Origin of the sequence: Klebsiella sp. C360, assembly GCF_048822415.1 — a bacterium.
In the GTDB taxonomy this organism is placed as follows: domain Bacteria; phylum Pseudomonadota; class Gammaproteobacteria; order Enterobacterales; family Enterobacteriaceae; genus Klebsiella; species Klebsiella quasipneumoniae.
On sequence record NZ_JBMEZZ010000001.1, the window covers coordinates 342,110 to 360,610 of the forward strand.

The 18,501-nt window shown below is 50.6% G+C and carries 19 protein-coding genes; 5 read left to right on the forward strand and 14 right to left on the reverse strand.

The window, feature by feature from the left end:
• Positions 1 to 37 precede the first annotated feature (37 nt).
• From gpM to ACOI7D_RS01680, 3 genes are read right to left on the reverse strand one after another with little or no spacing between them, the layout of a single operon-like run.
• Entirely contained in the window at positions 38 to 895 is an 858-nt protein-coding gene (gpM, locus tag ACOI7D_RS01670; RefSeq protein ID WP_057214377.1) for a phage terminase small subunit, read from the reverse strand.
• Between the two features lie 49 nt (positions 896 to 944).
• Complete coding sequence (locus tag ACOI7D_RS01675) at positions 945 to 1,979, reverse strand: phage major capsid protein, P2 family (protein WP_057214374.1); 1,035 nt, start codon at positions 1,977 to 1,979, stop codon at positions 945 to 947.
• A gap of 9 nt (positions 1,980 to 1,988) precedes the next feature.
• On the reverse strand, positions 1,989 to 2,828 hold the full coding sequence (locus ACOI7D_RS01680; protein WP_004213106.1) for a GPO family capsid scaffolding protein: 840 nt from the start codon (positions 2,826 to 2,828) through the stop codon (positions 1,989 to 1,991).
• Between the two features lie 156 nt (positions 2,829 to 2,984).
• On the opposite strand from ACOI7D_RS01680, the gene ACOI7D_RS01685 reads away from it, so the two are divergent.
• Positions 2,985 to 4,712, forward strand: coding sequence for a terminase large subunit domain-containing protein (locus tag ACOI7D_RS01685; RefSeq protein WP_023328072.1), 1,728 nt, complete (start codon positions 2,985 to 2,987; stop codon positions 4,710 to 4,712).
• On the forward strand, positions 4,706 to 5,767 hold the full coding sequence (locus ACOI7D_RS01690) for a phage portal protein (RefSeq protein ID WP_023328073.1): 1,062 nt from the start codon (positions 4,706 to 4,708) through the stop codon (positions 5,765 to 5,767). Before ACOI7D_RS01685 ends, ACOI7D_RS01690 begins: the two co-directional genes overlap by 7 nt.
• Before the next feature lie 565 nt (positions 5,768 to 6,332).
• On the opposite strand, the gene ACOI7D_RS01695 is transcribed toward ACOI7D_RS01690, so the two are convergent.
• The 11 genes from ACOI7D_RS01695 to ACOI7D_RS01745 form a co-directional block, all read right to left on the reverse strand.
• Positions 6,333 to 8,555: a S8 family peptidase gene (locus tag ACOI7D_RS01695; RefSeq protein ID WP_004213103.1), complete on the reverse strand. Its 2,223-nt coding sequence runs from the start codon at positions 8,553 to 8,555 to the stop codon at positions 6,333 to 6,335.
• A gap of 11 nt (positions 8,556 to 8,566) precedes the next feature.
• On the reverse strand, positions 8,567 to 9,706 hold the full coding sequence (locus tag ACOI7D_RS01700) for an AAA family ATPase (protein ID WP_004213102.1): 1,140 nt from the start codon (positions 9,704 to 9,706) through the stop codon (positions 8,567 to 8,569).
• A 127-nt stretch (positions 9,707 to 9,833) separates the two neighbouring features.
• Entirely contained in the window at positions 9,834 to 12,407 is a 2,574-nt protein-coding gene (locus tag ACOI7D_RS01705; protein WP_109547502.1) for a replication endonuclease, read from the reverse strand.
• A gap of 37 nt (positions 12,408 to 12,444) precedes the next feature.
• Positions 12,445 to 13,380, reverse strand: a complete 936-nt coding sequence (locus ACOI7D_RS01710) for a DNA adenine methylase (RefSeq protein ID WP_109547503.1) — start codon at positions 13,378 to 13,380, stop codon at positions 12,445 to 12,447.
• On the reverse strand, positions 13,377 to 13,616 hold the full coding sequence (locus ACOI7D_RS01715; protein ID WP_072140427.1) for a hypothetical protein: 240 nt from the start codon (positions 13,614 to 13,616) through the stop codon (positions 13,377 to 13,379). The genes ACOI7D_RS01710 and ACOI7D_RS01715 overlap by 4 nt, the downstream gene beginning before the upstream one ends.
• Positions 13,613 to 14,167, reverse strand: a complete 555-nt coding sequence (locus ACOI7D_RS01720; protein ID WP_227538345.1) for a 3'-5' exonuclease — start codon at positions 14,165 to 14,167, stop codon at positions 13,613 to 13,615. Before ACOI7D_RS01720 ends, ACOI7D_RS01715 begins: the two co-directional genes overlap by 4 nt.
• A gap of 8 nt (positions 14,168 to 14,175) precedes the next feature.
• On the reverse strand, positions 14,176 to 14,400 hold the full coding sequence (locus ACOI7D_RS01725) for a hypothetical protein (RefSeq protein ID WP_004213098.1): 225 nt from the start codon (positions 14,398 to 14,400) through the stop codon (positions 14,176 to 14,178).
• Between the two features lie 77 nt (positions 14,401 to 14,477).
• Positions 14,478 to 14,741, reverse strand: coding sequence for a hypothetical protein (locus ACOI7D_RS01730; RefSeq protein WP_023328079.1), 264 nt, complete (start codon positions 14,739 to 14,741; stop codon positions 14,478 to 14,480).
• A 15-nt stretch (positions 14,742 to 14,756) separates the two neighbouring features.
• Complete coding sequence (locus ACOI7D_RS01735; protein ID WP_009486498.1) at positions 14,757 to 15,134, reverse strand: hypothetical protein; 378 nt, start codon at positions 15,132 to 15,134, stop codon at positions 14,757 to 14,759.
• 15 nt (positions 15,135 to 15,149) lie between these two features.
• Positions 15,150 to 15,368 (reverse strand): hypothetical protein, encoded by a 219-nt coding sequence (locus ACOI7D_RS01740; RefSeq protein ID WP_023328080.1) that lies wholly within the window; start codon positions 15,366 to 15,368, stop codon positions 15,150 to 15,152.
• A 20-nt stretch (positions 15,369 to 15,388) separates the two neighbouring features.
• The gene (locus tag ACOI7D_RS01745; protein WP_020806130.1) at positions 15,389 to 15,667 is read right to left on the reverse strand and encodes a regulatory phage cox family protein; all 279 of its coding nucleotides are present in this window, start codon (positions 15,665 to 15,667) and stop codon (positions 15,389 to 15,391) included.
• Positions 15,668 to 15,787: 120 nt separating this feature from the next.
• On the opposite strand from ACOI7D_RS01745, the gene ACOI7D_RS01750 reads away from it, so the two are divergent.
• The 3 genes from ACOI7D_RS01750 to ACOI7D_RS01760 all read left to right on the forward strand — a co-directional run bounded on the left by ACOI7D_RS01750 (position 15,788) and on the right by ACOI7D_RS01760 (position 18,464).
• Positions 15,788 to 16,087: a helix-turn-helix domain-containing protein gene (locus ACOI7D_RS01750; RefSeq protein ID WP_032424825.1), complete on the forward strand. Its 300-nt coding sequence runs from the start codon at positions 15,788 to 15,790 to the stop codon at positions 16,085 to 16,087.
• 115 nt (positions 16,088 to 16,202) lie between these two features.
• Entirely contained in the window at positions 16,203 to 17,216 is a 1,014-nt protein-coding gene (locus ACOI7D_RS01755; RefSeq protein WP_032414463.1) for a tyrosine-type recombinase/integrase, read from the forward strand.
• A gap of 234 nt (positions 17,217 to 17,450) precedes the next feature.
• A complete protein-coding gene (locus ACOI7D_RS01760; RefSeq protein ID WP_060592225.1) occupies positions 17,451 to 18,464 on the forward strand; it encodes a sensor domain-containing diguanylate cyclase in 1,014 nt (337 codons plus the stop codon).
• Positions 18,465 to 18,501: the final 37 nt, after the last annotated feature.

The window sequence follows — 18,501 nt, forward strand, 5'->3', positions numbered from 1 at the left end:
GCCTGTGGCGCGGGGCCAGTTCATTACGCTCAGGCGTTTACTTTGTGGCGGTTTTCGTTGTCTTTTTTGCCGCCGTTTTGCGGGCGGCTTTTTGAGTGCCGGCCGCCGTTTTCGTCTGCTTGCGCGTTCGTGTTGCTTTTTCTGTTGCGGGTGTTTCGGTTGCTGCTGTATCGCTGGATGAAGTCTCATCTTCCGCATCACCACTTGCCGCGCTGGTCTGCGGCGCCTTTTTCAAAGCGCTGACCAGAGAAGCGATCTCCCGTTTCACACCGGCACCCGGGTTCAGGCTCATGGCTTCCCGGAAGAGTTTCAGCGCTTCGCCTTTGGTTTCCGCGTCTTCCGTGTCGCGACGGCAAAACGCCCTCACCTTGCACAGCTTCGCGCGGACCTCATCCGGCATATCACTGTCAGCCACAATTTCGGCCAGCTCGTCCAGCATGGGGATATAGCCTGACAAATCGGCTCCGGCGTCCGTGGTGGCGAGGTTCAGAATGGGATTGCAGATTTCCTCGGCCAGTACCGTGGGTGCCGGGCGGCGATAGTTGTCATCCGGCATGCTCAGGCCATGCTTAACGACATAGCGCCCGATACGCAGCGCCAGCGCATAGTCGGAGCAGTCCACCGCCCACACCATCAGCGTGGTGATGACCGGATCCGCGCGCCCGCTGTCGCCCTCGATCGTGCCGTCAATCCATCCCTGAAACTCAGGAAGGATGCTGGCCTTTACAGCGGCCTTCGCCTGGCGGGACTGGATTTGGCTTAGCGAAGATTTATGCATATGCAGGCGAAAGAGGATCTGCTCATGCGCGGTGCGCGTCTCCGCGTCACGCTCATCACTGATGCCCCGCCTCTCTGCCATGACCTTCTGAAAGTGTCTTTGTGCCGGTGTCAGCATGGGTTCATTCTCCTGGGCGGGCTTGCTGCCCGCCATGTGATGGGGATTATCAGGCGAATGTCACGCCGTCGATCATGGCAATCATGCCGTACTCTTCAATGACATAGTCATCATTGCTGGACTGGTAAGTCGCCACGCGGTTGTAGTGCGGCTCTTCCCGGATAGAGCGACGCAGGGAGCCTTTCTGGTAGTACACAGAGAGGTTTTTCAGGTTGGTGATGAGCACGACATCTTCAGGAATGCCCGGGACAAAGACCGTCGGCAGGCCGCCAATCTTTTCCTGGCTGACAATGAGCTGCGCGGCCAGTAGTTCGGTATTCGGATTGGTCTGGCTGAGCGCGTTCACTTTCGGCAGGTTCACTTTCAGCAGCAGATCGGACGAGAGCACAGTCACCAGACCGGGAGCGCGGCGGAACCAGGGATCCATAAGGCTGTGGCGTGCATCGAGCACGGCGGCATCAATATTGCCGTAGGTGCCTGACGCAATTACCGCGTTATTCTCATCACGGGAAGTCAGCGTGATACCTGGCATAATGCGCTGCGGCGCCTCATTGCGGATCTTTTGCAGCCAGCCAACGCCGCAATCCTGCAATAACGGATAGGTCGTGCGGTCGGAGTTTTCAGAGTAATGCGTGCCATTAAAGCCAATCATCTGGCGATCCAGCCCCAGCTGACGGGCCATCGCATTACTGATTAATGACTGAAATTCAGGGTGACCGGCCCACGCGTCCAGCTCCGCATACGAAAGCGCATAGTCATAGTTGGTTTTGCGGCAGTGGTAGTTCTGCGGCTCTTTGTTATGGTTCGGTGCAGGGTTACGGCGGTTGGTGCCGTCCGAGCGGTTATTGGTGCTCGCCATCGGTCCCTTACTGCCAATTTTTACTTTCTGCCCTTCCTGCTCTTTAACCCCAAAGTGGTTAACCAGCTTCATGAAGTCATCCGACTCCATGGCGGCCTGTTCCAGTTTTTGCTGGATAGTCGGATCGACGCTGAAACGATTGGCAACGGCTGAGGGTGAGACACCGTTCAGATGTGCCTGGCGCACAATGTACTTATCAAATAGTTCGCGGGTCTGGTTTTCCATGGTTACCTCTTAGAAGTCTGCAAGCTGCGCGCTGCTGTTGCCGGTTGCCGCCGGTCGTGCGCTGTAATTTTCTGCGGGCTGGAGCTGAAGCTGACCGCGCAGCTCGTTAAGTTCGCTGGTCAGTTGCTGAATGGTGGCTTTATCCTGTTGGCGGTCCTGTTCCAGGGCACTGAACCGGTCAATCTGGTCTGCCTGAGATTGAGCAACGGCTTCAACAACCTGATGCAACTGACTGAACCGTTGATCGTCGGTTTTCTGGCCTTTACCAAGGATGCCCATCACGCGGTTGAACCAGTTGACGCCCTCCTCGCTGCGATGAGCGGCCAGTTCGATCACTTCAGCTTCAAGCGCATCAGAGAACAGCGGCGCCTCGATCTGCTGGTTATTGAAGGCCATCACCTGCGCGCGCTGCTGCGCGGCAAATTTAAGGCGCTCAGTCCCCAGACTTGCCGGGGTGTCCGTCATCGCCAGGCCGACCACATACGCCTTACCGTTAAGGGCAAACTGCGGATGCAGCTCAATACTGGAATAGATTTTTTTTCCTTCATCGGTGAGCTGCTTCATTCGTGCCGAAGCGTCGATCTCGGCATAGAGCGCCGTACGACCGGCCAGCGGCCCTTCGGTGATATCCTCCGCGCTTAAAGCAACAACATCCCCCATGGCGCCAAAATTGCTGTCAGGAAGCATGGAGAGATAGTGCTCCACGTTCACGCGGGCGCCGTAAACGGCCGGGTTGTAGCTCGCCGCCGCATCGCGGAGGTGCTGCGGCTGGATCTCGCGCCCGTCAACGGTGGCGCCGGAAACAGCAACGCGAAACTTTTTGCGGGCGGGTTTAGTCGTGCTGGCCATGTCGTTTTATCCTGTTGATTTATGTCAGTCGCTGCATCATCGCAGAGCCTGAAAGCCCGGCGCCACGCGGTTTTGTTGTCGGAGAACGGCCAGACCTGAAAGCCCGAGCCGCGGGGATCGCGCGCAGGTAATCTCCCTGCTCAAAAGGGGGAAGTGATGATTCAGGATGCGTTTATTCGATTAAGGGCAAAACAGCTCTACTGGCAGGGTTACCCGCCCGCCGAAATTTCGCGACTCATGGGCATCAACTCAAACACGGTTTATTCGTGGAAAAAGCGCGACGCATGGGATGACACAACGCCCATCAAACGGGTGACGCAATCCATTGACACCCGTCTCTGCCAACTGAGCGCGAAAGACAATAAAACCAGTGGCGATTTCAAAGAGATTGACCTGTTAACCCGGCAGTTGAAAAAGCTAGATACCGGGCAGGCTTCCACTATCACCGGCGTAAAAAAAACCAGTCGTCGCAAGAAGAAAAATCACTTCTCCGAGGAGCAGATCGAGGCGTTGCGCTTAAAAATTCTCGACTCTCTCGCATGGCACCAGCGCGGCTGGTACGAACAACGAGATCAGCGTAACCGGATGATCCTCAAATCGCGGCAGATCGGGGCAACCTGGTACTTTGCCCGCGAGGCATTACTGGGCGCACTGAGAACGGACGTTAAGCACGACTATCAGCGCAACCAAATTTTTCTGTCGGCGTCCCGCAAGCAGGCGCTCCAGTTCCGCAACTTCATCCGTAAAGCGGCTGAAGAGGTGGACGTCGAACTTAAAGGCGGTGAGCAAATCACGTTGTCAAACGGCGCGGAGCTGCATTTTCTCGGGACGTCGGCGGCGACGGCGCAGTCGTACACCGGCCACCTGCGATTTGATGAGTTTTTCTGGACAGGAAACTTTATCAACCTGCGCAAAGTTGCCGGCGCCATGGCAACGCTCAAAGGCTTAACACGCACGTACTTCTCCACGCCATCCAGCGAAAGCCATGAAGCCTATCAGTTCTGGACCGGCGATCGATGGAATGCGAAACGGCCTAAAGCGCAGCGCATTGACTTTGACGTTTCATGGAAGAAAACCCATAGCGGCGTGCTTTACCCGGATAAAACGTGGCGGCAGATCGTCACTATTCAGGACGCTATCAATAACGGCTGGGACTACACCGACATTGATGAAATCCGGGACGAAAACAGCCCTGATGAATTTGAAAACCTGTACATGTGCGAGTTCGTCAAAGACGGCGAAAGCGCGTTCAATCTTAGCCAGTTACTGGGGTGCGGCGCTGACGGGTATGACGACTGGCCCGACTGGAAACCGTTCGCCAGTCGACCTATGGGGCAACGTGAGGTGTGGCTGGGCTACGACGCCAACGGCGGCAGCGGCAATGGTGATGCCGGTGCTCTGTCCGTGACGGTCCCTCCCCTTGTGGCCGGCGGCCGGTTTCGCACGGTTGAATTGAAGCAACTGCGAGGACTTGAGTTTGAACAGCAGGCGGCGGTCATCAAAGAGGCTGCCGAGCGCTACAACGTCACTCACATCGCCATTGACGGTCAAGGCGTCGGGGAGGCGGTCTGGCAGATTGTTAAAAACTGGTTCCCGGCGGCTATTTGCTACCAGATGAGCCTCTCTTCCAAGCGCGCCCTTGTCCTCAAAATGTTGCAGGTCATCCGCGCCGGCCGCTGGGAATATGACCGCAGCGAGCAGGGTCTGGTCAGAGCCTTCAACGCTGTTCGCAAAGTTGTTACGCCCGGCGGTTTCATCACTTACGAAACGGACCGATCGCGCGGCGTAAGCCATGGTGATATGGCGTGGGCAACCATGCTTTCGATTATTAATGAACCGTTGGGCCAGGAAAGTGGCGGCGGTGGTTTCGCAATGGGATGGTAACTTTGAAAAAGAAATACGGTAAAAAGCCTATAGCCAGCACCGCCGGCCCTGACATTGTGGAGTCACTGAAGGCCGATCCCGCGTTGACAGCGTTCAGCTTTGACGGCCCTTATCCCGTGCGGGATATGGCCGATTTGCTGGACAATCTCTATTGCATGGACAACGGGCGATACTATGAGACGCCAGTAGACTTTTACGGACTGGCTAAAGCTCCGCGTCAGAGCGCCTGGCATGAGTCGGCGTTGTATTTCAAACGTAATGTGCTCACCGGCTGTTTTATCCCGCACAAACTGCTCAATCGCCAGACCTTTTCCGCGTTTGCGCTGGACTGGTTCACGTTTGGCAATGCCTATCTCGAATTGCCGCGTAATCGCCTGGGCGGCCCGCTTCCCTTCAAACACTCTCTTGCGAAGTACACCCGGCGTGGGAGCACAGATCTCGATCAATACTGGTTCATCCGGCGCTGGAAAGAGGAACACTCGTTTAAACCGGGTTCAGTGTGTCACGTTCTAAATCCTGACATTAATCAGGAGGTCTACGGCATGCCCGAATATATGGCAGCACTGCTGGCCGCCAGCCTGGCCCACTCCGCTGACATGTTCCGTAAGCTTTACTACGACAACGGATCGCATGCTGGATGTATTGTCTATATTGGCGCTGGACAGGTTGACGATAAAAGCATGAAGGCAGTCAAAGAGACGTTGACCGGTGCGCGTGGGAAAGGCGCATTTAAAAATCTGCTGCTGCATGCGCCAGGCGGCGGCAAAGACGGCGTACAAATCCTCCCCTTCCAGCAGATCACGGCGAAAGATGAGTTTATCAACATTAAGAACGCCACACGTGACGACATACTCGCAGCGCACCGTATCCCGCCGCAGCTGATGGGCGCCATGCCAGAGGGAAACGGATCATTTGGGGATATCGAGAAAGCCGCCCGGGTCTACGCTATCAACGAGCTGACGCCCGTAATGGAGGCGCTGAAGGTGGTCAATGAGTGGATCGGAGAAGAAGTGATTCGCTTTAACCCTTACGCATTGCTTACCGCTGAGAAATAACCGCCAGAAAACTCAGTTTCTTTAAACAACATCAGCCATTTATAACAGGCCAGCGTTTTCGCTGGCCTCATCTTTTCTGCTGAAAAAATCCCGCATCAGCGCCCCTCTGCGCGTCGCTGCTTTTTCCCTGCACAAGGGCATGCCGCCAACCAAAACGACCGCTCACCGTGACGCAGAAACCGTGAAATTGCGTATTCTGCCGCCTTCCCTGCCCTGACCCGTTTGCGGGGGCTTGCCCCCCGTCACCTGCGCGCAGCTACCCTTCCATTTTTCGTGCATATACCAAACCGGCCTCAGACCGCACCTTGCATGGGCCTAAAAAGGAAAAAGTATATCAAAAAAATTGTGCAAATCTGCGCACTATTGTGCAAGAAAGAAAAAGACGAGGAACGGCCAACATGACCACAACTGGCTACACTGCACGTGAGCCCCTCAGCAGCCCGCTGGCAGGGGCTTTTCTAGTGTCTCAACCCAATACCCGATACGACGCAGATAATACCGACCCAATCCCTCTCTGTGCAGTGTTAATAAAAAAGCCTCAAACATGAGGCTTTTTGATGGATAATCAAGTTCTGACAGGTATAGTTGCTTGAGGCTGAATGGGTGCCAAGATCTGGTTATAACTTCGTAATATATCGTTATACAGATCCGGATGTTTATTTGCAGTTATCGTAAGTATCAATGCATATTTAATTTTCTCAGCTTTATTACCTTGTATCGCCCCTCCGCCTTGCCTCGCATTATAATGAATATCGAATACAGGTTTATTTAGAGAAGTGCCACGCATACTTTTTGATGCATGTAGCACTGTCTCCCACTTGCCCATATCAGAGCGACGCTCCTGCTCATTGGCATATTTTTTTAGTTCAAAAAAACCTTTGGTGTCAGCATTCTGAGCACCTTGTTTTTTCTTACTCTCATCAGGTCGGAACGATATTTCGAGTCCTGCTTTTGTGTAAGATGCTGAATCCTGAGGATCAACAGAAGTTGAAAAACAAAAGGTTGCAGTTAGGTTCACCATACCATTAAGACCGCCATCTGGTATTGGTAATGCTGCCCTCAGGTATTTGCCAGGTTTCAATTCTCCTTGATACACGATTCTGGCTACTCCATTGGGACTTACAATTATATCATTAATATTTTCAGGTAGTTTTCCCCAACCAACTTCTGCATGAGAATAATCTTTTTGAGAACATGAATGAATCATAAGCGCTTTGATCGCCAATGTTGTTAGATCTCCACCTAAAAGAGCTTTGATTCCAACCGCTGTACGTAATGCATATGGAGCGGCAAAACTTGTACCCATTTGAGGTGCGATTACTGGATTTGTATCGTCAGTTAGAACGTGAAAATATTCACGCTCTTCACCACCGAAAGTAACTAAGTCAGGTTTAATAACTCCAGGGCTTCTTCCAGGCCCCATAGCACTATATGAGGATCGCGCCCATTTGTTAGAGTCTGTAGAATTGGCTGCACCAATAGAAAGACCATTCACTGAGTCAGCAGGTACTTGAATTCTAGCATTGCCAGACTCTTTATCCATCTCACCATTATTTCCTACAGCGATTGTCATCAGCGTTTCACCATCGCTGAGCAGATCATCGATCACAGAAGTCCATGCATGAACTTCTGAATCCTCAATAGGCAAATTAGGCCCTAAACTTAAGTTAATGAATTGATACTGTCTAGAAAGAAGAACCTCTTCAATCAACCCTAGAGTTCTATAAAGTTCAAGAGGATGTTCATTACAGATGTCGGCATCTAAAACCCTCAAGTGATCAACATAAGAATATGGTCGAGGGGCCATGGTTCTGGCTTTTAAGGGGCCAAAAAGAAACGCTGATGTTACTGCGAGGCCATGCTGTAACGCATCGCTATCATCCGAAGCACCATCATCCATAACTCGATATGAATTAAGCCATTTCTGTATTGAGTGTTGTTTAGGCAGACCACCATCTAAAATAGCTACTCTTAAATCACTTACAGGTGGATCGCTGGGTAATAATGTTTGAATTTTAACACCCGAGGCTCTTTGTATTGGACGAATACCGCGCAGGGGAGGTACGGGGCGAATTACCCTAACAAATGTAAATAAGGATAAAGTCTCGATTTTTTCTTGACCGCACTGAACGGGGACAAACCAAAGATTACCCGCCGTAAAAGAAAGCTCTGAGTAAAGAGTAATGCCATTATCTTCGGCATAACCCATAAACGCTGATTGAACTAGGTCACTATTGTTACTCGGTAAAAGATGTATGCCAACCTCGAAGAACTCGCCGGCTTCCCTATTGCTAAAGGGGACTATTCTTTCTTCTGGCTTATAAGCAGAAAACATTTCAATTCGTGCGAAGTCTATCGCTTCGTCACTACCATCGTCTAAAGACTGTACCCATGGAATTATATTTTTGAAAGAAGAGCGTTTACCCGCCACAAAAATTTGGGTAGTTGGAAACTCTGTCACTTCGGCTTTGCGTTTCCAACCGTCAGGCTTAATTTTAACAGTCTTACTTCCTATTGATTGCAGGTTATTTTCCCGGAGTAAAGTATCCGGAAAAAAAGAACGAGCAATATAACTAGGGTTAAGTGTTAAAGTAGCTACAGCAAAATCATTTGGGCAAGCAACAGCTGGCAAATCATCCAAATCAGATGTTGCTTGTTCAACTTGAGGTATTAATCTCTGCTTTGCTTCAGCAAAAGTGTAAACCTCTGATTTATCCATTCCGCGTCGAGGGCCAACAACAGCACTTGCCAGCAATTCACCGCGACCTATTAAAAAATTAGTAGCCATTACCGTTCCTTTTATGCAACTGTGCCCTCAGAGGCACGATGTTTACGGATAGTATCTCGACTAACCCCGGTAATATCTGAGATAGAATGCTGTGAGAGCTTTGTCTCTTTACTGAGGCTTAAAGCCACCTCCAGCTTCTCAGTACGTTCCAATAGAGAAATCCTACTTTTTATAAACTCTTCAATTAATTCCTGATCAGATGCAATCCCTAATGCCACTGCTCTACGGAATTTATTTACTTCTTTTTCAATGTTGCTAAATGATTCATTTTTAAACGTTAAGGTCAAAATATCAACCCAGCGTGAAAACATTGCAAAATCAGGCCCTGAAAACCTTCTTAACGCATCAGAAATACTTGCAGCATCTGGTTTCTCGAAGTTAACTATCATATCGAAGCGGCGCCATAATGCAGGATCGATCAACTCCTCGTGATTTGTGGCCGCCAACAATAAAGAATTTGTCGGCCATTCATCAACTTCCTGTAAGATGACTGTTACTAGTCTCTTGAGTTCACCAATGTCAGAGTCGTCGCTACGTTTTTTAGCTATCGAATCAATTTCATCAAGTAATAATACGCATGGTTTTTTCTTTGCGTAATCTAATGCTGCTCGCAAATTATTACCGCTTTTGCCAAGATAACTACTCATAACAGCAGTTAAATCAAGGATATAAAATGGCACATTGAGTTGTTTTGCCAACCAAGCTGCCGTTAAAGTTTTGCCCACCCCTGGAGGACCTACGAAAATTGCAGATCGCGTCGGTGACAATCCCAAGTCGTTTAACCGTTGGATACTTTTGCGCTCGAGTATGAGCCTGTCTAATACCGATTCATTTTTTTCCGAAAGTACAGGTTTTTCAAGTTCATCTTTCAGAACTGGCGTCTTCAGTAGACTTAATCGCGATTCATCATCCACAGGCAAAGGCTGTGGGGAAACTGTGTGCGTGGGGCTAGATGCCTTACGCAAGCTGTTGTGGCTGTTCGCAGGTTTCGAACGCAAGTATTGATCAAGCTGAGCCGCCAATTCAGGTGATGAGTCACGATACTTACGAACTAAACGAGCGACATACAACCTAACATCATCATATTGTTCGGCTATCACCAGCCTAACCAGCTGGGCTAAATCAGACTGAATGCCGCTTAAATCGCCCATGGGAATCACAACCTCCTGATATACAACAAAAAAATAAAAACACATTCCGGACTATTTTAATAGTATTGCACTTATCATCCGAACATGAAAGCGTAATCCTATATAAAATCACAGTATGATTTGTGAATCACACTTCCCTAGCCGCCTGACGCCAACGGTTAATCAGAGTGTCCGCCTTGTGCTTCGCTAGAGTTTTTCGCCAGTGTATGTCCACCCCCGTAACTAACAGCTCACCAGTAACCGGATGTGCGCGATATACCGTATCCAGCACCGTCACTTCATTGCCGCGTGCCAGCTGTAAGGTCTGCGGTTTACTGATCAGCACCTTCTTCATTTTCGCCCATGACTGAACTAAGCCCGCCAGTCCGGCGATTTCCGGTGATAAAACCTGCTCTCTCCGCCTAATTTCCTGGGCGGCCTTGAGATAGCTTTCTGCCCTGCGGGTGTCATATTCGGTACAGTCGCCGACGGTAATGCTGTACGCCAGCGCCTCAAACTCATCGGCGGGGGATTTATGCCGCTGCTGTTTGTGGGTATGGATACCTCCCAACACTTGTTTTCGCTGTTCGCGTGTTAACTGACCAATCTCGAACTGTTCAGGCTCTTCCCGCTCATCTGGCACTGTCATTAATGGCGGTGAACCGGGATGCTGATTTGTTCGTTTTTTAACCTCGGGACAGTTATTGACACGAGTCCAAGGGGCGACGGGGTCGCCCTGGGCGGCGCTTTCAGCGCCTGGGTTAGCGGGAGCCTTCTTCACCATCTTCCAGGTATGGACATGCGTGCATATTTTGTTTTCCTTACCGGTGATTGGCGACCAAATGCCATAAATACGAATCCCGTGATCGCCATAGGTTCCTGGTTCGACTGTCGGCTCGTAGGCGGTATGAATGAGGTAATTTTTGCGGGGAACAAGTACACCGCCCTGCTTCATGATGTAAGTGGCAAAACAGCCAACATCAGCAGCAGCGAGCACAGCGTCCAGTTTTGGATCCATAAGTACCGGAGCGCCCGGTTTGCTGGTTTTCATTGCACGAGTTGCCTGCGATGCGAACAATCGTAACTCGCGGTACGCCTGGCGGCCTGGAATCCCAAAAAAACGAAATTGTTGAACACGGTGCAACGATGCCCACGCAGTGACGTGCTCGGCACTATCACGTAGTGATTTACCCGTCTCCTTGCTGACGGTGTCACCCAGCCCACGCCCATCGATGTTTTTACTGACGTACTTTGCAATATAACTGGCCGGAGTCCCCTTTCGCGGGTCTATCAGCTTTGACTTGAAACGAGCGCCAGTGTTATTGCCAAGTTCGGCGCGATCTTCTCGGATAGCGAAACGACGCAGCAGCTCTGTGATTGCACGTCGATGTTTTTTGCGCATAAAACACAATAAATGCCAGTGCACAGTGCCATCGTGATGTGGTTCGGCTACGCGGACGCCGTACCAGCGCAGCTCTTTTTTGTGCATTGCCTTACGGAATGCCGCAAACGTATCAACCAGATAGTCGCTGCTTTTCCTAACTGTCGAGTGATCCCATGTAGGGTTAGGCTTCCCGTTCATCAGTGTGGCGTGGTACTTAGAAGGACAGGTGATGGTATAGAACATGGCGCAGTCGCCACGCATTTCAGCTATCAATTCCAGGCCTTTAACACAGGCCATCATCTCATTACGGCGGTGCGCTGGATTGCTGGCACTTGCAAGCACCACATCCTCCATGCTGAGCGTATCGCCATCTTCGTTAATCAGATCATGATTGCGGAAAAAATCCATCGCCTTACGGCGTTGTTCCCGCTTCTGCAACAGAATGTCATGGCTGACATAAGGTGATGCGTGCCGATGAACAAGGCACGCAGCCCGAAGCAACTCTTCCCGCCATTCGTTGCGGAGTTGCCACAGCTTACGTTGCCACCAGTCAGCACAACGCATACGGGCAAGCGCGCCCGGTATCAGCTCGTAATTAATCGGGTTGCGGCGATTATGTTTGCTGCGGAGCGCTTCATAACCCGGCGGGATAACATCAAGGCGTGACACTTCGGCCGCCACACGACGATAGAGCTCCAGTATTACGATGGGAGAAGCTAATTCATCGGTCAGCATCTCACCGCAAAGCTGGATAAAAATCATATTAATGTGCGCTGCGACCAGCGTTGAAAGCCGCTTAACCTCCCGCTGATTCAGTTCAGCAAGTCGAAGGAGTTGATCAAGACTATCCCTGCCAGCCATGGCCTGGAATGACAGCGACGCCTGGTTAGCACGGACCTTGTCAATTCTCACTAATGAGGGAGTAATGACCTCATTCAGATAGGTAGGCAAATGGCGCGGATCTTCTGATTTTTCCAAATACTTAATCCTTGTTTCCAGCGGCTTGCGCAGGAAACCAGGCAAGCTGGCGACGTCATCACGAATCAGGGTAAGAGGATCAACACGATGGAGTTCTGCATGTCGCTTAGCCTTCTCAATCAGCGCATCATTCAATTCGTCATAGTGCCAGGGATCGCAATGTGCAACAGAAAAGAGGTACTCTTCTGCTGCACGACTCATTGCTTCAGCCTGCTCGCGTTGATCGCTTTTATCCTGCTCATAAAGAGCAATCCAGACGGCCAGCGCAGATGGTTTCCGTGCAGGCGCATCAACAGCATAAGGGTTTACTGGCTGCTTTCTGGTATTCCAGCTCCATGCCAGGGATGTGGAGTCAGGCATAACTTACCTTCGAATCTTATTTTGCAAAACCAATGCCTCAACAAGCCGGCGCGCCAAACATTTCGGCATATGCCGCATCGCCCATCACCGCCCCACAGTCCGGGCAACCTCCACCACCAGAACGACCGCAACCGCCACACACGCGAATTACGCCAATCACTGCACTGGCCATATCGCGGGTTTTGGCGCTAACGGAACGTCGAACTCTGAAGGCGTGGAGATTGAAAGCGGAGTAGATCTGGCGTGTTTCTGGTGTGTCGCTATTCGAGATGACCGAGCGAGTTCCATGCTGGCGATTAACGTCCAGCAACGCCGTAACCAAAGCGCAGTGATCATCCAGGGTAAATGGCTTGCCGTAAGCGGTAAAATTGGCTGTTTTGCTAGTCGGGATGTACGGCGGATCGCAGTAAATCACAGAGTCCAGGCGGTTCCTTGCAACGTACGGAATAGAAGTACGAAAATCATTACAAAGAAAGAGCGCGTGAGTATCCCGCGCCTTTTCAGCAAACAAGCGCATTTCTGCTTCTGGAAAATAAGGCGCCTTATAGCTGCCAAATGGAACATTGAAACCGCCATCCCTGTTGGTGCGATAAAGCCCGTTAAAGCAGTGGCGGTTCAGGTATAAAAATGAGGCCGCCCACCGTACAACGTAATCATCTGCACACTCGTCATCCCACGACAGGTGGTTGAACAACTTGCGCTCTTCGTAATAGCTATCTTCGTTATTGCCATTTCTGAATACGTTCCTGGCGATCAGTATCAATCTTTCAGGGTCTTCCCTGAGCGCGCGGAAGAAATTGATCAATGCGCGATTGCTGTCACAAAGCACATAGCGGCGGTATTCCGTATTCATAAAGACTGTGCCACTGCCTACAAAGGGCTCAATCAAGCAATCGGCTTTAGGTAAGTGCTTCAGCAGCTCCGGCAACACGCGGGTTTTACCGCCAGCCCACTTAAGAGGTGACTTAATCATTTGCGGCATTCCTGGTTATAGGTTTCATGGGTCATCAGTCGCCACTGCTTACCACCGTTTTTGCTGAGCAAACGCCAACGGAGGCCAATGCGGATCACGAGATAGGCGTGTGGCTTGACGCGGGTGTAATTACGCTGTCCACGAGCAAAGCAATTCAGGGCGGCAAGCGCCCTCTTACAAACCGGCAACGGCGCGTTACAAACAACAGACAGATGCGAATGCATGGCAGCCCTCATAGCGATCCAATGTGTGGAGAGGTCAAGCGCTGCCAGATTTCGCAGACTTGCTCCGCTTGATATCGCGCGTCAGTGAGCGCGTAACGAGCCAGGGCGCTTCTCGCATGAGGCGCATAGTCTGTGGCAGCAGCAAGGTCGAGAAGTGAACGAATGCAGCGGTATTTTGTGCCTTCAGGGAAAATGCCTGACACCTCTAAGCGATCCACGGCATAACGAAGTGAAATCAGTTTTTCCGGGGCATCTTTGAACCATACGAATAACGCCGCGTTCCGGGGACAGGTATTGTCGGCGATGAAAGCAGCAAGGCTGCAAAGTGCATCTTCTTCAGCTTCGGTTGCGCTCATTACTTCGGCGCGCCAGTGAGAGTCTTTTTTCATCCAATCGAATGCCGTACTAATGCTGATACGGCCCTTCAAGCTTTCAGATTTACGAATGTCTATCGAAGAATAAAAAACCTTTCCGATCTGCCCTGTTGAGGGTTCAAAAAACACAGCTTCAATGGCACACAGAGGTGATGACGGTTTCTTACTAACGTTAATCAAATCGATCATTACGTGATTCATGGTCTACTGCCCTCGCTGGTGATTGTTTCGTGGTTGGCTATCCACTGCTCAAGTGCTGAATAAATCTCTTCGGGGGTAAGGCCTTGCTCTTTCAGCAGGCCCATACGGATGCGCAGCAATCCGAGTAAGTGGGCGCGCTCACCTTTGCGCGCATTGGTGCTGATTCCCATAAACTCTGGATCACTTATTCCGCCTTCCGGCTTTATTGACGTAACCGACATGCAACCTCCTGAAAAAGGCAAAACGTATCCCCGGCAAAGTAAATGCCGTTATTTTTGAAGCGGGTTAATCAATTGTTTTAGCGCGATTTTCTTTTAATCTGCTTGAATATCCTTTCATGCCAGTAATACATGAAATCAATAAAGGTCATTCGCGCGCGATCGTGATTACCGCGAATTGCTTTTTCGAGGCCGTAAATTATTAAATCTTTAGACGGGCTTTTTGAACTAATGGTGATACGAGCACCATTTTTTAGATGTACAGTGAACCCCTGCTCGGCACTTTCCACTGCTTCTCGAATCAGCATTTCCTGTTCCCAAGATGTTTTTTCTTCGGTGAACATGGCGTACTCCGATGATCAGTTAAAGCGAGGGGGCTCCAGCCGCCAGGAGGCTCTAGCTCCCAGTTTCAGGTGTTCCAGGATCTCCGGTGTAACCTCTACGGTTACCTCCTGCGGTTGAACAAACTTCATAGCCTTCTTCAGTTGCTCAGCGTCCAGAGATAGCAGGTCGTATGGTTTAGGGATATCACCATCGGTGACGGAAATAATGATGTTGCGGAGTTCTTCAAGAGTGCATTCATCATTCTCGCCTTGAAGCATCGCGAAATGATAGAGGTGGGATACGCCGTGGCGTAAAAGCTGGAGAGAGTAATCATGATTCCATTCCAGAAACTCTTTATTGAAATGGAAGCATTGTAAAAGCGAGTTAATTTTTTCTGCATATTCGAGTTTCATTTTCGCCCCCATAGATTAAAAAGCAATGAAGTGCTTTTTACTCATGATTCTGTCAATCGTTCGACATGCTTCTGATAAAGCAAAGTCGATGCCGTAATAATGACCTGTGTGCGTAATTTGATAGCGCTGGCGGCTGTACGGTTTTTTGCGTGGGAGTTTCAGAATAGTAAAACCACAGTAGAGGCTGGTTTTGCTATTGAGCTGTGATACTGATCCGCGGCTACCGTTCTTCATATTTCCTCTCCTGAAACCGGCTATCGACCTGGCTCACCGAGACCAAGCCACATCAACCACCCTTCCCTGATCTCCTTTGGACGACTTTCGTAGGCCAGTTTCATGCCGTTGTTCCAGGCTGGAAGGTAAACCCAGTACTCGCCCGCACGGCCAGAAGTAGACTGGGGATCGGTCATCTCGATTACAGGAAGCTTCCCTTTTTCAATCATGCCCTTCACCGCAGCAGGGGTTTTCCCGATGAGTCTGGCGAACTCCTGATAAGGCACAGCATCCGTGCTACTTACAAGCTGTTTGCTCATCTGTTACATTCTCCTTTTGGGTAATTAATTGCTCTTAATTGTATTTAATTGCCTATCTTTGCAAATTCCTTATTCGGAAATTATTTCCTTATAAGAGAATAATCATCTTATGGAGGACTCATGTCAACCCCAGTTCATGAAAAAATCAAGCTCATTAGGGAATCCGAAAGGCTAAACAGGAAAGAAATCAGTCAATTAACTGGCATTGCTTATGGTTCATTTTGTGGCTATGAAGCGGGTGATAAGAAACCAGGCGTTGAAGCGATAATGAGACTGCTACAACACCCCAAATTCATGAAATACACACTGTGGTTTATGACCGATCAGGTTTCGCCTGAAGCCGGTCAAATCGCACCGGCCCTCGCACACTTTGGGCAAGACTTAACAACCTCGCAGCACTCAGACCAAAAGACTGGTTAACAATTAACCAGTCCTACATACATTTCAAATGTCTATTATTGGTCGAAAAGTATTCATCACATAATTGCAACGCGTTGAGGCCGAAAGGCAAACGCACCCATCGGAGGGTTTTCTTATGACTATTAAGAAACTCGATGATGGTCGATATGAAGTGGACATCAGGCCTGCTGGTCGCAATGGAAAGCGTATCCGCAGGAAGTTTGATAAGAAAAGTGAAGCGGTAGCTTTCGAGAAGCATACCCAGTTCAACCACCACACCAAAGAATGGTTATCAAAACCGACGGATAAGCGGCATCTGTCTGAACTGATACAGCTTTGGTGGAATTTGAAAGGCAAGCATGAGGAGCACGGTCGGATAAACCGCAACAAGTTAGATATTTTTTGCAGGATTACCGACGATCCTTGTGCTTTTCAGATTACAAAAGCGCTGATTAGTCAGTATTACGCGGCAAGAAGAAGCCAGGGCATTAAAGCTTCCACCATTAACCGTGATCTCAACAGCATCAGTGGCATGTTCACAGCGCTTATCGAGGCCGAGTTGTTTTCGGGTGAACATCCGATCAGAGGGCGGAAGAAGTTGAAAGAAGATGTCCCAGAAACTGGCTATCTGACAGAGGACGAAATCAAGCACTTGCTCTTTAAACTGGATGGCGACAACAAGAAGATAGCTGTTCTGTGTTTAAGTACTGGTGCTCGCTGGGGCGAAGCGGCTCGACTCAAGGCGGAACACATCATACAGAACCGTGTGACGTTCGTTAAAACCAAGAGTAACAAGCAGCGGACTGTTCCAGTTTCAGCGGAAGTGGCAAAACTCATAGCGGATGGTAAACGAGGGTTGTTATTTGGTAAGGCGTCTTATTCTGACTTCAGGCAGATACTCAGGGAAGTAAAACCTGATCTTCCTACCGGCCAGGCGACGCATGCACTACGCCACAGTTTCGCGACGCACTTTATGATTAATGGAGGAAGCATCATTACATTACAGAGGATCCTAGGACATGCGCGAATTGAGCAAACTATGGCCTACGCTCACTTTGCGCCCGAATACCTCCAGGACGCAATCTCACTTAACCCGCTGAGAGGTGGTGCTGATGTGCGAAATGTCCACATAATGTCCACAGATGGGTAATGTGTTATGGCTTTCAACGGTCTTGCGTGCCGCGCAACCCCGCATTGCACCGTTGAAAGCCGTAGTATCTGGGGTGGCTAACGCACCCGACGGGGCTTTTTTTCCCGCCGTGTCGACAAGTATTCCCCAGACAGATGTGATAAATTTAAAAATATCACTGTTTACTCGACGCTGATGTCCGTTTGCAGCCCAATATGCTGGGGTGACGTTTGGCGTGCTGGAGCTGTATTATTCATGTCAGATTTTATTCTTGCCCGGGTGTCGCAAACCCTCGCTACGGAACAGTCCCTGGAAACCCTGGTGCGCCAGCTGCTGGAGATGCTGGAGGCGGTGACGCGAATGGAGTCCACCTACCTTACCCGCATCGATATTAACGCCCAGCGGCAGCAGATCATGTTCGCCCACAACAGCAGCGAAATGCAGATCCCGGAAGGATTTTCCGTCCCCTGGGATGAATCTCTGTGCAAACGCGCCCTTGAGGATCAGTGTACGTTTAGCAATGACGTCGCCCGTCGCTGGCACTCCTGCATCGCCGCCCAGGAGCTGGGGATCGCCACCTTTTTAAGCATTCCTGTGCGCCTGGCCGACGGCTCTCTGTTCGGCACCCTCTGCGCCACCAGCCGGCAACAACAGCCTTATAACCTTGAAGGTGAACAGGTCATGGGCCTGTTCGCGAAGCTCATTTCCCACTACGTGGAAAAAGACACCCTGGTGCAACAGCTGCAGGCGGCAAACGTCGCGCTGGAGCTGCACTCGTCGACCGATGAGCTCACCCAGCTCCCTAATCGCCGCGCGCTGTTTAAGCAGCTGGCGCTACGCTTTGCCTCCGCCCGCGTTCAGCAGCAACAGGTTGCGCTCATTTTTATCGATCTCGACGGTTTCAAAGCCATTAACGATCGATTCGGCCATCCGTGCGGCGACAGCTTTCTGGTGCAGGTCGGCGAACGACTCACCGCCGTCGCGCGCCGTGAAGATATCGTTGGCCGCCTTGGCGGCGATGAGTTTTTGATCGTCGGTAGCGCCCAGCCGCCCGCGGCGCAGCAGGCGTATGTCACCACCCTGCGCCATGCCCTGTGCGGCGTCTACTTCCTCGGCGAACAGCGTATCAACTATGAGGGCGCCAGCTTCGGGGTGGTCATCTGCGATCCGCAGAGTATCGATGTTGAAGCGGCCTTACGCGCTGCCGATGAGGCGATGTATCAGGATAAGAAGTCTCGCCGGCAGGAGAATTTTATTCATATTGACTAAAGTCACGCGATATCCAGTATCATGCTGGGCATCATTC